The sequence below is a fragment of the Stenotrophomonas sp. 57 genome, assembly GCF_030291075.1.
GTDB lineage: Bacteria > Pseudomonadota > Gammaproteobacteria > Xanthomonadales > Xanthomonadaceae > Stenotrophomonas.
In genome coordinates this window covers 424,866-437,510 of record NZ_CP127407.1, presented here as the reverse complement: position 1 = coordinate 437,510, position 12,645 = coordinate 424,866, and the positions used below count along the sequence as shown (strand labels likewise).

The following is a 12,645-nucleotide window of genomic DNA, read 5'->3' as shown; positions in this document are numbered from 1 at the left end:
CATCCCCCAAAAAAAGAAGGCCCGCTTTTCAGCGGGCCTTCTGCCTTCTCACGACGAGTGAGCGGGGGGCATCAAGCCGCCGGCTTTTCGCCGGTGGCTTCGGTGGTGATGCGGATCTTCACTTCATCGCTGACGTTCGGGGCATACGCGCCGACGCCGAAATCGCTGCGCTTCAGGGTGGTGGTGGCATCGAAGCCAGCCGCCGGAACCTTGGCCATCGGGTGCTCGCCGCCGCCGTTGACGGTGACGTCCAGGGTGACCGGCTTGGTGATGCCCTTGATGGTCAGGTCGCCGGTGACGGTCAGCTTGTTGGTGCCGGCCGCTTCCACCTTGGTGCTCTTGAAGGTGGCATCGGCGAACTTGGCGGCGTCGAAGAAGTCGGCGCTCTTCAGGTGTTCGTCGAACTTGGCGGTGAAGCTGTTCAGGCCGCTCAGCGGCAGCTTCACTTCCACGGTGGACTTGGTCACGTCTTCGGCGTTGTACACCAGGGTGCCTTCAACATTGCCGAAGTGCGCGCTGGGGTTGGAGAAGCCGAAGTGGCTCCACTGGGCCAGCACGTCGGTGTGGCTCGGGTCCAGCTTGTAGGTGCCCGAGGCGATCTTGATCGCTTCGGCGGCCGGGGCGGCAGCAGCGGCATCAGCCGCCGGGGTGGCGGCCTGCTCGGTGGTGGCCGGGGCGGCGGCATCGGCGGCCGGGGCAGCGGTGTCGGCCGGCTTGGAGCAGGCGGCGATGGCCAGGGTCAGGGCCAGCGGCAGCAGCAGTTTACGGGTGGCACTCATCTCAGGAACTCTCCGGATCGTAGGGTGGGTACACGGTGCAGCAAGAGCCCGCCGCGGGACGGCGGGCCCGAAACCGATACAACGACTCACGCGATGCGCGCCGCTTCGTCGAACGACAGGCGCGGCAGACGCGGGAACAGGCCCGCCGAGTCACCGTAACCCAGGTTGACCAGGAAATTCGACTTGATGGCGGTGCCGGCGAAGAACGCTTCGTCCACCTTGGCCGGGTCGAAGCCCGACATCGGGCCGGCATCCAGGCCCAGCGCGCGCGCGGCCAGGATCAGGTAGGCGCCCTGCAGGCTGCCGTTGCGGATGGCGGCTTCGTGGCGGCCTTCCTGCGGGCCATCGAACCAGGCCTTGGCATCGGTGTGCGGGAACAGATAGGGCAGCTTCTCGTGGAAGTCCAGGTCGAAACCGATGATGACGGTGACCGGCGCGGCCATGGTCTTGGCCAGGTTGCCTTCGGACAGGGCCGGGGCCAGCTTTTCCTTGGCTTCCTTCGAGGTGACGAAGACGAAGCGGGCCGGCGTGGTGTTGGCGGCGGTCGGGCCCCACTTCACCAGGTCGTACAGTTCCTTCAACAGGCTCTCAGGAACCGGCTTGTCCAGGAAAGCATTCTGGGTGCGGGCAGTACGGAACAGCTGATCGAGGGCAGCAGCGTCGAGCGCGTGGGACATCGGTGGATCTCCAGGGCAGCGAAGGGAAGTCAGTGCCCGCGGGCGGCGCGGGGCGAATCGACGAGCCGCAGTGTAGAGTGTCGCGACTGTTGCAACACCCAGCAGGGCTGAAACGAATTAATGCCAATGGTGAAACGATCGAGCGCACCCTGGACGGTCACTGACGGCCGCGCGGGCAATGTCCGCCAGGCGGTCGCGCTGGCCTCGGCGCTGCGCCAGGGCGCCCATCGGCCGCTGGTCCTGCAGCCGCGCGCCCCCTGGCGCTGGCTGTCGCCGCGCCGCCTGCCGGGCGATGTGAACGGCTACGGCGAGGCCTTCGCGACACTGGCCGCCGAGCCCCCGCCACTGGCGATCGGCTGTGGTCGCCAGGCTGCGGGCGCGCTGCGCGTGCTGCGCGCCCGTGGCAGCCAGGTGGTGCAGATCCTCGACCCGCGCATCGCTGCACGCCACTGGGATGTGGTGGTGGTGCCCGAACACGATGCCCTGCGCGGCAGCAATGTGCTGACCCTGCTCGGCAGCCTCAACCCGGTGGACGATGACTGGCTGGCCTGGGGCCGCGCCGCGTTCGCCGGCTTCAGCACCCTGCCCGGCCCGCGCACCGCGCTGCTGGTGGGTGGACCGACGCCGCTGGCGCCGTGGGATGAAACGGCGATGGTCGCTGTGTTCCGTGCGCTGGCCGACCAGATACGCAGCGAGGGTGGCAGCCTGCTGGCCACCACCTCGCGACGCACGCCGCCGGCACTGGCCGAGATCCTGCGTGCGACGTTTGCGGACCTGCCGCATGTGATCTGGGGCGATGGTGGCGACGGCACCAATCCCTATGGCGGCCTGCTCGGCTGGGCCAACCGCGTGGTGGTGTCACCCGACTCGGTGAACCTGTTGTCTGAAGCCTGCGCCACGCGCATGCCGGTGATGGTGGCGCTGGCCAATACCGCGCAGGGTCGGCTGGCGCGTTTCCAGCAGCAGCTGCGCGAGCGTGGGCGGCTGCAGGCGCGCTGGCTGGACTGGCAGTACGACCGCATCGAGCCGTTGCGCGAGACCGCGCGGGTGGCCGCGGAAGTGAAAGCGCGGCTTGGCTTTTCGCAAGAGCCCGGGAAAACAGCGAAGGAGTTGTAGAGTCGACTGTTAGTCGACTGCTGTTGGCGATACCGCTGAAAACCCCGCGCTGCGCGCGATAGTCGACTAACAGTCGACTCTACCGCGCCGCGGCCCAAGCCCCGCGACATGGCCTAAGCCCCCGACTTGCTCCGGCCCTCCGTTAACCGGGTGCCCAGCGATTTCTGAACATTTGGATCCGGCTGCACGGTTAGAGTCCAGCTTCCCCCCTCACGCTGAACGTCTTCATGCGCCCCCTGCTCCTGCTGCCACTGGCCCTGCTCGCTGCCTGCTCCACTACGCCCACCGAGCTGGATCCGATTTCCTACCAGTGCCAGCAGCAGCTGGATGCATACCGCGAACAGCCGGCGCTGCGCGATCCGAAGACGGGCGAGCGTCCGCCGCTGCCGATCGCGCCGATCAGCGAGGCCTGCGACCGCGAGCTCAAGCGCAAGGGCGTGGACCGTCCGCTGCGCTGACCGGCGTATGATCGGCGCGCGGGCCTGCCCGCCGTTGAAGGTACCGACATGGATCGTTTCTCCCGCCTGCCCCGCGCTGCGTTGCTGATCACCAGCCTGCTGGTGACCGCGCCCGCTTGGGCCAACAGTTCCGAGTGCCGCGAACGCTACCCCAGCGTCGCCTCGCAGGCGGCGATGCTGGACGTGGCCTGGACCACCGCCGAACGCCTGGACGCGCTGCCGGATGTGGACGTGGTGGTCGCCGCACGCGGCGGCCAGGATCTGAGCCGCTACGGCCTGCGACACAGCCACCTGGCCTTCCTGCTGCGCGAGGACGATGGCCGCTGGCGCGCGATGCACCTGCTCAACCGTTGCAAGACCGACAGCTCGCAGCTGTACCACGAAGGCCTGGGCAACTTCGTCGGCGAGAGCGGCGGGCATACCGACCTGCGCATCGGCGTGCCTTCGGCACCGCTGCGTGCTGCATTGAAAGCGATGCTGGTATCGCCGTCGATCCAGCCCAAGGCGCTGCACGAAACCAGGTACAACGTGGTCGCCTACCCGTTCGCCACCGACTACCAGAACTCCAACCAGTGGGTGCTGGAAGTGCTGGCCGCAGCGATGGCGCAGGCCGATGGGGCACCCGCCATCGTCAAGCGCGAACAGGCCCAGCAGTGGCTGCGCCAGCAGAAGTACCAGCCCAGCGTACTGCATATCGGCCTGGGCAAGCGCGTGGGTGCGCGCCTGTTCGTGGCCAACGCCACCACGACCGACCATCCCGCCGGCGAACGCATTTCCGGCAACTATTCGGTGGTGACCGTGGAATCGGTGTTCGACTTCCTGCACCAGCGCAGCCAGCTGCAGCAGGAACTGGTGATCCCTCATGTGCCGGTGGCTGGAGCCACCGCTGCCTCGCCCTGAATCCTGCAAGGAGAACGAGATGCGCGCACTGCCTGTTTCCCTGATGTCGATGGTGATGGTTGCTGGCCTGCTCTGCACGAACGCCGCCCATGCCGAACGACGCATCGTCATCATCCACGACCCGGGCCCACAGGGACCGAGCCTGGAGATGTCCTCGCAGATGGTGAACGCGGCCCGTGCGGCGGCGGCCCAGGAAGCCCAGGACGCAGCCGACGCAGGCCGCCCGCTTGCCCGCCCGCAGCAGATCAAGCTGCCGCAGATGCAGGTAAGCGCCATCGCCACCACCGTCGATGGCCGACGGGAAGTGCAGCTGCGCGATGCCAACGATCCGCGGAACACCGCCTCGATGCAGTACCCGCGCGGCATCGGTGATCCGGCCGTGCAGTTCACCGTGGGCCAGACCGTGAACTTCGAGCCGACCGGCAACGATCAGGGCTGGCAGCTGAAGGACAACCAGGGCCGTCCGCTGGAATACCTGCCCGAGGCCACCGGCCCGCGCGACATCTTCGATACCCGGCGCTGAGCCGCCGTCCTCACATTGACCAGGAGGTCTCCATGTTCCGTTGCCTGCGCGTTCCCGCGTCCGCCCTGCTGCTCTCGGCACTGCTGGTGCCCACCGCCCATGCTGGCGCCGCGCCACAGTTGAACAGCAGCGAGGCCAGCGTGCTGATCACCTCGGTGATCGTGGTCTCGGTGCCCCTTGCCGCATCGGCAGGCCTGTCCGAACTGTCCAAGGCGCCGTTCAAGGCCAGCGAACGCCGTGAGAAAGCCCAGCGCACCAAGGCGGTGCCGCTGCCGCCGATGGAGGTGAAGAAGGTGGAGACCACCCCGGAGGGCGAGCGCCAGGTGCAGCTGCAGGTGCCGGACAAGGCCGACCAGACCGCGACCCTGCGGTGGCCGGCGCGCGTGCATGAAGACCAGTCCGCCGCGTTCGTGGTGGGGCAGCGGGTGCATTTCGACCCCACCGGGGCCGGTGCCGGCTGGACCGTGAAGAGCGCGCAGGGTCAGGCATTGGCCTACGTGCCGACCGCCTACGCCGCGGGCGATGTGATGAGCGAGGCGCTGTAAAGCTGAACGAGCGTTTTTGGATTTGGCGCGGGCCGGGCGGATAATGGGCGATTCCCCTTGTCCCCTGGCTCGCCATGTCCGTGCGTCCTGCCCCTCTGTTTGCCCCGCTGACCCCGCGCGCCCTGGTGCTGGCGGTGCTGGCGATGGGCGCGGTGGTGCTGCTGTCCAACGTACTGGTGCAGTATCCGATCAACGATTGGCTGACCTGGGGTGCCTTCAGCTATCCGGTGGCGTTCCTGGTCAGCAACCTGATCAACCGCCGCTTCGGCCCGGGCCCGGCGCGCCGCGTAGCGTGGATCGGCTTCCTGGTGGCGGTGCTGCTGTCGATCTGGGTGGCGACGCCGCGCATCGCCATTGCCTCATGCTCGGCCTTCATCGTGGCGCAGCTGCTGGACATCACCGTGTTCGATCGTCTGCGCCGTGGCAGCTGGTGGCGCGCACCGATGGTGGCCACCACGTGCAGCGCGACGGTGGATACCACCATTTTCTGGTCGATCGCGTTTGCTGGTTCCGCCCTTCCGTGGGTGAGCTGGGCGGCGGGTGACCTGGCGGTGAAGCTGGCGATCGGCGTCTGCCTGCTGGCCCCGTTCCGCGCGCTGCTGTGGAAGATGGCGCCGCTGCGCGCCGCCAGCTGACCCCTACATGCCTTGGTAGGTGCCAACCTTGATTGGCACGCTGTTGCCGGGGTCATGAACGCTGATGGGTTGTGCCAACCAAGGTTGGCACCTACCAAGAGCGCATTCCCGCACGACCGCGCATCACCCGAACGGCAACGCCGCGGCTCTGCACGCTGCCGCAATCGCAGCGCACGCCTCTTCAATCGCTGGTGTAGTCGGTGCCAACCGCGGGCGCCGATCCAGCGTGCAGGCCAGGCCTACGTCCAGCAGCGTGGCATGCGCGCCATGCAGGGCCTGCGCGGTGCCTTCCGGCAGGAAACCGGCAACCGCCAGCGCATCGATCAACGACGGCGTATCGCGCGGCTGCAGCAGCGCCGCGTGCTGCGCACTGCGCGCCAGCACGCCGGTCTGCAGCAGGAACTCCAGGTCCACCACGCCACCCGCACCCTGCTTCAGGTCCAGCCGCACAGCATCGCTGCGGTCCAGTTCGGTGCGCATGCGGCCACGCATCTTCAGCACATCGGCATACAGCGTGGCCGGATCGCGCTCACGTCCCAGCGTCTGCGCACGCACCTGTTCGAAGTCGGCCAGCAGGCTGGCATCACCGGCCACGCCGCGTGCGCGCACCAAGGCCTGGTGTTCCCAGGTCCATGCGCGTTCGCGCTGGTATTCGGTGTAGCTGGCCAACGAAGACACCAGCGAGCCCTTGCCACCGTCCGGGCGCAGGCGCACGTCGATGTCGTACAGGCGGCCGGCGGCGGTGACCGCGCCAAGCAGTGCCATCACTTTCTGTGCCAGACGCGCGTACCAGCGGCCCGGCTCCAACGGCCGTGCACCATCGCTGGCGTCCACCCCGGCGGGGTTGTCGTGCAGGAACACCAGGTCCAGGTCGGACCCGAAGCCCAGCTCCAGGCCCCCCAGGCTGCCGTAGCCGATGATCGCGAAGCGCCCACCGGGAATCTCCCCGTGTGCGGCGCGCATGTCCGCTTCGGCCATCGCCAGCACAGTGATCACCACCGCCTGCGCCAGCTCGGCCAGTTGCCGGGTGCTGTCCACCGCGCCCTGGCGGCCATCCAGCGTGGCCATCGCCATGCGGAAACTGAGTGCCAGCCGCGTTTCATTGAGCCAGCGCAGCGCAGATTCGGGATCCTCCACCGCCAGCACCTGCTGGCACTCGGCCAGCATGCCGGCGGCGTCGGGCATCGGCCCGGACACGCGCACGTCCAGCAGCTCATCCAGCAGCAGCGGATACGCGGCCAGGCGTTCGGCCAGCAGTGCACTGCGCGCCAGCACATCCACCAGCCGCGCCAACGCACTCGGTTGCTCGTCCAGCAGTGCGAGATAGCTGGTCCGGCGCAGCACCGCCTGCAACAGGCCGAGTACGCGCTTGAGCGCGGCGTCGGGCTGCGGCGAACGCGTGGCGGCATGCAGCAGTGCCGGCAGCACGCGATCCAGCCGCGCACGCGCGGCATCAGACAAGGACTTCACACCGGTGCTTTGGGCGAAATCGCGCAGCGACTGGTCAGCGCCGTTGGCATCGAGGAAGCCGGCCTCGGCCAGCAGTGGTGCGCTGCTGCCGTCGGGCAGGCTGCGCCAGTAGTTGGCCAGTGCGTCGGGTGCGGCCTGGCCCTTGCGCGGCGCCAGCAGCGCAGCGAATTCGGTACTGACCCGCGCCTGCTGCACGGCCAGCGCCGCGCGCAGCACGTCCCAGTCGGGGTAACCGAGGCCGACGGCGATGCGCTCGCGGTCCAATGCATCGCTGGGCAGCACGTGGGTCTGTGCGTCGCGCAACATCTGCAGGCGGTTCTCCAGCCGGCGCAGGAACAGGTAGGCCTCGCGCAGCGCCGCGCCATCCGCCGGCGCGATCTGACCGGCGGCGACCAGCGCATCCAGTGCCACCAGCAGGCGGCGCTCGCGCAGGGCCGGTTCGCGACCACCGCGGATCAGCTGCAGCGCCTGGCACAGGAACTCGATCTCGCGGATGCCACCAGCGCCGCGCTTGATGTCTTCGTGCAACTCGCGGCGCGCGACTTCGGCGGTGATCGCCGCCTTCATCTCGCGCAGGCCATCGAGCGCGGTGAAATCCAGGTAGCGGCGGTACACGAACGGGCGCAGCGTCTGCAGCCACGCCTCACCGGCGGCGATGTCGCCGGCCACCGCACGCGCCTTCAGCCATGCATAGCGTTCCCAGTCGCGGCCCTCGCGCTGGAAGTACTGGTCCATTGCCGCGAATGACAGTGCGACGCGGCCGGCGCTGCCGAACGGGCGCAACCGCAGGTCGACGCGGTGGCTGAAGCCATCGACGGTGGTTTCATCCAGCAGCTTGGCCAGGCGCTGGCCGAGCCGGGCGAAATACTCTTCGGCGGCCAGCGCGCGCGGACCATCGGATTCGCCACCGTGCGCGTAGGCGTAGACCAGGTCGATATCGGAACTGAAGTTGAGCTCGCCACCGCCCAGCTTGCCGAGGCCGAACACCACCAGCTGCTGCGGAGCGCCTTCGCCATCGCGAACCACGCCGTGGCGCTGGGCGAACTCCTGCTGCAGCGCGTCCAGCGCCAGCCGCAGGCAATCTTCTGCGAGTGTCGTGGCGCCGGCCAGGGTCTGCGCCACGTCGTCCAGCCCGGCCAGGTCGCGCCAGATCAGCCGCGTGGACATCGCCGCACGCCAGCGCCGCAGCTGTGCCGGCCAGTCGCTGGACTGCAGCGGGTCGAGCACCGGCGCCGGGATCGGCGGGCAACCGGGCGCGGCCAGCTGCGCCAGCAGGGCCGGTTGCCGCACCAGGGTATCCAGGGCGAAGTCGCTGGCCACCGCCAGCCGGGTCAGCAGCGGCAACAGGTCGGCCGGGGCGGGCTCGGGCAGCACCTGGGCCAAACGCGACAAGGCGCGGTCGACAACGGGCTGCAGGGAAGCGGGCAGTTCAGCGGGGGCGAGGGTCATGCCCTGATTGTATCGACCGGCTGGGGTCGGATCCCTTTGCCATCGGCGAAGGGCTCTGCCCCCAGGAATGCCGCGGGTGGGGCCAGAGCCTTTTGCCTTTGGCAAAAGGATCCGACCCCGCGCCAAGTGCGCGCATTCATACTGGGCGACAGGCAATAAAAAAGCCCGCTTGCAGCGAACTGCCAGCGGGCTCTGCTCCCTCCCCCACGTCGGGATGCAGGGCCATCGTGCGGGCTGCGAAAGCACTTTGCACGCTGCACTGCAAAACAAAACCGGCGGGTATGGGTGAGCCCTCCGGGGAAAAGCCATTCCACGAAGGTAGAACCCCCCGTACGGATGAGGATGGCCGATAATCGGGATTCCCCCCAGAAACACTGTCGTCATGTCTGTTGATCGCATCGCCAACGCGCGTCTCCGTGACCGCGTGGTCTCCGCCGAGGCCGCAGCCGCGCTGATCCAGCCCGGTGAAACCGTGGCCATGAGCGGCTTCACCGGCTCCGGGTATCCCAAGGCCGTTCCCGTGGAACTGGCCCGCCGCATCGAAGCGGTGCATGCCCAAGGCAAGCCCTTCCAGATCAAGCTGATGACCGGCGCCTCCACCGCGCCGGAACTCGATGGCGCGCTGGCCAAGGCCGATGGCATCGCCATGCGCATGCCCTTCCAGAGCGACCCGGATGCACGCAACCGCATCAACGAGGGCAAGCTGGATTACATCGACATCCACCTCAGCCACGTGGCCCAGCACGTGTGGTTCGGTTTCTACGGCGAGATCGATACCGCCGTGATCGAAGTCTCGGCCATCCGCGAGGACGGTTCGCTGGTGCCGTCCACCTCGGTCGGCAACAACAAGACCTGGCTGGACCTGGCGAAGAAGGTGATCGTCGAGGTCAACGAATGGCAGCCGGCCGGCGTCGACGGCATGCATGACATCTACTACGGCACCGCGTTGCCGCCGCACCGCAAGCCGATTCCGCTGGTGAACGCCAACGACCGCATCGGCGACACCGCGCTGCGCTGCGACCCGGACAAGATCGTGGCCGTGGTGCGCACCAACGGTCCGGACCGTAACAGCCCGTTCAGCCCGATCGATGCGACCAGTGAACAGATCGCCTCGCACCTGATCGAGTTCCTGCAGCACGAAGTGAAGAAGGGCCGCCTGCCGCCGAACCTGCTGCCGCTGCAGTCGGGCGTGGGCAACATCCCCAACGCCGTGCTGGCCGGCCTGGCCAAGAGCGGTTTCCGCGATCTGGCTGCGTTCACCGAGGTGATCCAGGACGGCATGCTCGACCTGCTGCGCGACGGCGTGCTGAGCTATGCCTCGTGCACCGGCTTCGCGCTGAGCCCGCAGGCCAACGAGACGTTCAAGGAAAACATCGATTTCTACCGCGAGCGCATCATCATGCGCACGCAGGAAATCTCCAACCACCCGGAACTGGTGCGTCGCCTCGGCTGCATCGGCATGAACGGCATGATCGAGGTGGACATCTACGGCAACGTCAATTCGACGCACGTGATGGGCACCCGGATCATGAATGGCATCGGCGGTTCGGGTGACTTTGCCCGCAACGGTTTCCTGTCGGCGTTCCTGAGCCCGTCCACCGCCAAGAACGGCACCATTTCGGCGATCGTGCCGATGGCCAGCCATGTGGACCACACCGAGCACGACGTGTCGGTGATCGTGACCGAACAGGGCCTGGCCGACCTGCGTGGGCTGACCCCGCGCAAGCGCGCGCAGGTGCTGATCGACAACTGCGCGCATCCGGATTTCCGCCCGCAGCTGCAGGACTACTTCGACCGTGCCAGCCGCGAGAGTTACGGCAAGCACACCCCGCACCTGCTGCCGGAAGCGTTGTCGTGGCACCAGCGCTGGCTGGATACCGGCACGATGAAGGGCTGACGCCCGCGGCTGTAGAGTCGAGCCATGCTCGACTCCCCATCCCTGTGCAGCCGAGCATGGCTCGGCTCTACAAGGGGCCGCTCCGCAGAATCCCTGTAGAGCCGAGCCCACGCTCCGCGCCACGGCGAGCGGTTTACCCGCGCAGCGCCGCCAACGATTCGGCCTGCAGCCGCTCGTAGATTTCGAACTCGTCATTCACCGCCACGCCCAGCGCCTGCTCGAAGGCCTCGCGGTTGGCGTGTGCGGCATAGGCGCGCTGTTCTTCACCGCCGAGGTTCGACTGGAAGATGCCCGCGGCGCTGACCGGCAGGAAATCCTCATAGACAATCGGATCGGCCGTGGCCAGGCCCGCGGCCACCAGCACTTCCGCCGGCAGATCGGCCACGCGCTCGGGCGCAGCCCGGCCGGCGTCGGTCAACTGGTAGCGGTAGTAGCCCAGGCCTTCCTGGCGCAGGGTGTCGTGGTCATCCGGGAAGCTGGCGAATACCGCCTGCAGGCGCTGCCCGTAATCGCCGCCGGTGCTGCCTTCGCCACCGGCATCGCGTGCCTGCGACAGCAGCTGGTCGTACAGCGCGCGGCCCTTCGGGGTCAGCGCAAGGCCGCGTTGCTCGATCTCGCCGAAGCGCGCGGTGTGGGTGCCGGCATCGCCACCTTCCGCGTCCGGGAAATGCACCGCCTCTTCCAGTGCCTTGAAGCTGGTCTGGCGCAGCAGGATCGGGCAGGCGCGGCGCGGCGGGCCTTCGATCACCGCCTTGGCCGCCATGCCGTGTTCGATCATGGCCACCTGCGCGGCGTCGATGTCGAGCGTGCGCGGGGTCAGGTGGTTGATGTGCGGGCCACGGAAGCTGACCACGTCAGCCACCAGGCGATGCGCGTTGTGCAGCGCGTGGTAGGTGGGCAGGTCGACGGTGGCATCGCCGTGCCAGCGGAAGGTTTCCAGCGCCTCATCGACGAAGCGCCCGGCATCGGCCTGCGACAGGCCGCCGTCACGCTCGGCCTGGTCGATCAGTGCCAGCGCGCCGTCGGTGAAGATGCGGCGGCGCGCAAGGATCTTCGCCGATTCGGCGCGCAGGGCTTCGTCTTCGATCAGCTCCAGGCGCAGCAGCGAGGTGAACACGCGGAACGGGTTCTGCGCCAGCGCGGCGCCGGTGAGCGGGCGGAACGCGGTGGAATGCACCGGCACGCCGGCCACCGACAGGTCGTAGTAGCCCACCGGGTACATGCCCATCACCGCGAACAGGCGGCGCAGCGTGGCCAGTTCCTGCACGGTGCCCACGCGGATCGCGCCATGGCGCTCTTCGTCCAGGCGTGCACGCTCATCGTTGCGCTCCAGCTGCGCGGCCAGCACCGGGTCCTGGGCAAGCACCTGCGCATTGATCCGCTCCACCAGTTCCACCAGCGTGCCGTACAGCGGCACTTCGGTGCGGTACATGCGGGACATGGCCTGCGCGAACAGGCGGCGGATCACATCAGGCGAAACGAAAGAGGCGCTCATCAGTCACTCGATTACGGGAACGGGGAACAGCTCGAACCCGTATTGTCGCCGGAGTGCGTGGCGGCCGCGATATGCAGAGCAACATGAAAAATACCGGTAGTGCCGGCCACCGGCCGGCAACCTCCGGACTGCTCCTGGTAGGTGCGAACCTTGGTTCGCACCCACCGGACGCGGCCCGGCACTACCGGTTGAGCTGGCGCTTCAGGGTGGCATCCAGGGTGATCGGCCGGTCCCAGTGCCTGTAGCTGGCCACGATGGCGTGGCGCACCGCACGCACATGCAGGTTCTGCGGCTTCACTGGCATCCGCTTCACCACCGCTTCCCAGCCGCCTTCCCGGTCCTGGCTGAAGGCGCGCACGCTCTCACGGCAGGTCTGGCCGCTGGCCTTGGCCCAGAAACAGGCGAAGTAGATATCCCCAGCCTGCCAACCGTGGGTGATGAACAGCGCGCTGATGTAGCCACGCGGCACGTCGGCATAGCGCGACACCTCATCGAGAAAGGCATCCGGGTAGCGCTCGGCGTAATGGTTGATGTCCTGCAGCTGGGCATCGACCCAGCTGTCGCCGGTGTCCACTTCATAGCTGGCCGAACGCTCGGCCGTCTGCTGGGCCAGCACGGTGGCCGGCGCCAGCAGCAGGCACAACAGCAGCATGCGCAGTCGGTGGTTCATGGCCCGATTCTGCCGCAGCCGCCGGGCCCTG

Annotated in this window: 12 protein-coding genes; 7 read left to right on the top strand and 5 right to left on the bottom strand. The window is 67.9% G+C overall.

The window, feature by feature from the left end:
- Window positions 1–71: 71 nt before the first annotated feature.
- Together QP512_RS01935 and QP512_RS01930 are read right to left on the bottom strand one after the other, a co-directional pair.
- Window positions 72–779, bottom strand: coding sequence for a YceI family protein (locus tag QP512_RS01935; RefSeq protein WP_005415047.1), 708 nt, complete (start codon window positions 777–779; stop codon window positions 72–74).
- Window positions 780–865: 86 nt separating this feature from the next.
- The gene (locus QP512_RS01930; protein ID WP_286070752.1) at window positions 866–1,456 is read right to left on the bottom strand and encodes a malonic semialdehyde reductase; all 591 of its coding nucleotides are present in this window, start codon (window positions 1,454–1,456) and stop codon (window positions 866–868) included.
- A gap of 126 nt (window positions 1,457–1,582) precedes the next feature.
- Here QP512_RS01930 and QP512_RS01925 point away from each other — a divergent pair, with 126 nt between their 5' ends.
- The 6 genes from QP512_RS01925 (at window position 1,583) to QP512_RS01900 (ending at window position 5,633) form a co-directional block, all read left to right on the top strand.
- Window positions 1,583–2,572 carry a mitochondrial fission ELM1 family protein gene (locus tag QP512_RS01925; RefSeq protein ID WP_286070751.1) on the top strand — a complete coding sequence of 330 codons (990 nt, stop codon included), beginning with the start codon at window positions 1,583–1,585 and terminating at the stop codon, window positions 2,570–2,572.
- Window positions 2,573–2,799: 227 nt separating this feature from the next.
- Window positions 2,800–3,030: a hypothetical protein gene (locus QP512_RS01920; RefSeq protein WP_286070750.1), complete on the top strand. Its 231-nt coding sequence runs from the start codon at window positions 2,800–2,802 to the stop codon at window positions 3,028–3,030.
- A 48-nt stretch (window positions 3,031–3,078) separates the two neighbouring features.
- Entirely contained in the window at window positions 3,079–3,930 is an 852-nt protein-coding gene (locus QP512_RS01915; RefSeq protein WP_286070749.1) for a DUF2145 domain-containing protein, read from the top strand.
- A 19-nt stretch (window positions 3,931–3,949) separates the two neighbouring features.
- Window positions 3,950–4,453: a hypothetical protein gene (locus tag QP512_RS01910; RefSeq protein WP_286070748.1), complete on the top strand. Its 504-nt coding sequence runs from the start codon at window positions 3,950–3,952 to the stop codon at window positions 4,451–4,453.
- 32 nt (window positions 4,454–4,485) lie between these two features.
- Complete coding sequence (locus QP512_RS01905) at window positions 4,486–4,998, top strand: hypothetical protein (RefSeq protein WP_286070747.1); 513 nt, start codon at window positions 4,486–4,488, stop codon at window positions 4,996–4,998.
- A 74-nt stretch (window positions 4,999–5,072) separates the two neighbouring features.
- The gene (locus QP512_RS01900; protein ID WP_286070746.1) at window positions 5,073–5,633 is read left to right on the top strand and encodes a queuosine precursor transporter; all 561 of its coding nucleotides are present in this window, start codon (window positions 5,073–5,075) and stop codon (window positions 5,631–5,633) included.
- A 123-nt stretch (window positions 5,634–5,756) separates the two neighbouring features.
- Here QP512_RS01900 and glnE read toward each other — a convergent pair whose 3' ends face one another.
- Window positions 5,757–8,552 (bottom strand): bifunctional [glutamate--ammonia ligase]-adenylyl-L-tyrosine phosphorylase/[glutamate--ammonia-ligase] adenylyltransferase, encoded by a 2,796-nt coding sequence (glnE, locus tag QP512_RS01895; protein WP_286070745.1) that lies wholly within the window; start codon window positions 8,550–8,552, stop codon window positions 5,757–5,759.
- A gap of 382 nt (window positions 8,553–8,934) precedes the next feature.
- Here glnE and QP512_RS01890 point away from each other — a divergent pair, with 382 nt between their 5' ends.
- Window positions 8,935–10,449: an acetyl-CoA hydrolase/transferase family protein gene (locus QP512_RS01890; protein WP_286070744.1), complete on the top strand. Its 1,515-nt coding sequence runs from the start codon at window positions 8,935–8,937 to the stop codon at window positions 10,447–10,449.
- 133 nt (window positions 10,450–10,582) lie between these two features.
- Here the strand turns inward: QP512_RS01890 and QP512_RS01885 are convergent, their stop codons facing one another.
- Both QP512_RS01885 and QP512_RS01880 read right to left on the bottom strand, forming a co-directional pair.
- Window positions 10,583–11,944: a VOC family protein gene (locus QP512_RS01885; protein ID WP_286070743.1), complete on the bottom strand. Its 1,362-nt coding sequence runs from the start codon at window positions 11,942–11,944 to the stop codon at window positions 10,583–10,585.
- Window positions 11,945–12,125: 181 nt separating this feature from the next.
- Entirely contained in the window at window positions 12,126–12,614 is a 489-nt protein-coding gene (locus QP512_RS01880) for a hypothetical protein (RefSeq protein WP_286070742.1), read from the bottom strand.
- Window positions 12,615–12,645 lie beyond the last annotated feature (31 nt).

Bases quoted from the DNA above. Each gene is read 5' to 3' on its own strand.
- QP512_RS01910 (WP_286070748.1), top strand. From the start codon at position 3,950: ATGCGCGCACTGCCTGTTTCCCTGATGTCGATGGTGATGGTTGCTGGC.
- QP512_RS01925 (WP_286070751.1), top strand. From the start codon at position 1,583: ATGGTGAAACGATCGAGCGCACCCTGGACGGTCACTGACGGCCGCGCG.
- glnE (WP_286070745.1), bottom strand. From the start codon at position 8,552: ATGACCCTCGCCCCCGCTGAACTGCCCGCTTCCCTGCAGCCCGTTGTC.
- QP512_RS01930 (WP_286070752.1), bottom strand. From the start codon at position 1,456: ATGTCCCACGCGCTCGACGCTGCTGCCCTCGATCAGCTGTTCCGTACT.
- QP512_RS01935 (WP_005415047.1), bottom strand. From the start codon at position 779: ATGAGTGCCACCCGTAAACTGCTGCTGCCGCTGGCCCTGACCCTGGCC.
- QP512_RS01905 (WP_286070747.1), top strand. From the start codon at position 4,486: ATGTTCCGTTGCCTGCGCGTTCCCGCGTCCGCCCTGCTGCTCTCGGCA.
- QP512_RS01915 (WP_286070749.1), top strand. From the start codon at position 3,079: ATGGATCGTTTCTCCCGCCTGCCCCGCGCTGCGTTGCTGATCACCAGC.
- QP512_RS01880 (WP_286070742.1), bottom strand. From the start codon at position 12,614: ATGAACCACCGACTGCGCATGCTGCTGTTGTGCCTGCTGCTGGCGCCG.
- QP512_RS01885 (WP_286070743.1), bottom strand. From the start codon at position 11,944: ATGAGCGCCTCTTTCGTTTCGCCTGATGTGATCCGCCGCCTGTTCGCG.
- QP512_RS01890 (WP_286070744.1), top strand. From the start codon at position 8,935: ATGTCTGTTGATCGCATCGCCAACGCGCGTCTCCGTGACCGCGTGGTC.
- QP512_RS01900 (WP_286070746.1), top strand. From the start codon at position 5,073: ATGTCCGTGCGTCCTGCCCCTCTGTTTGCCCCGCTGACCCCGCGCGCC.
- QP512_RS01920 (WP_286070750.1), top strand. From the start codon at position 2,800: ATGCGCCCCCTGCTCCTGCTGCCACTGGCCCTGCTCGCTGCCTGCTCC.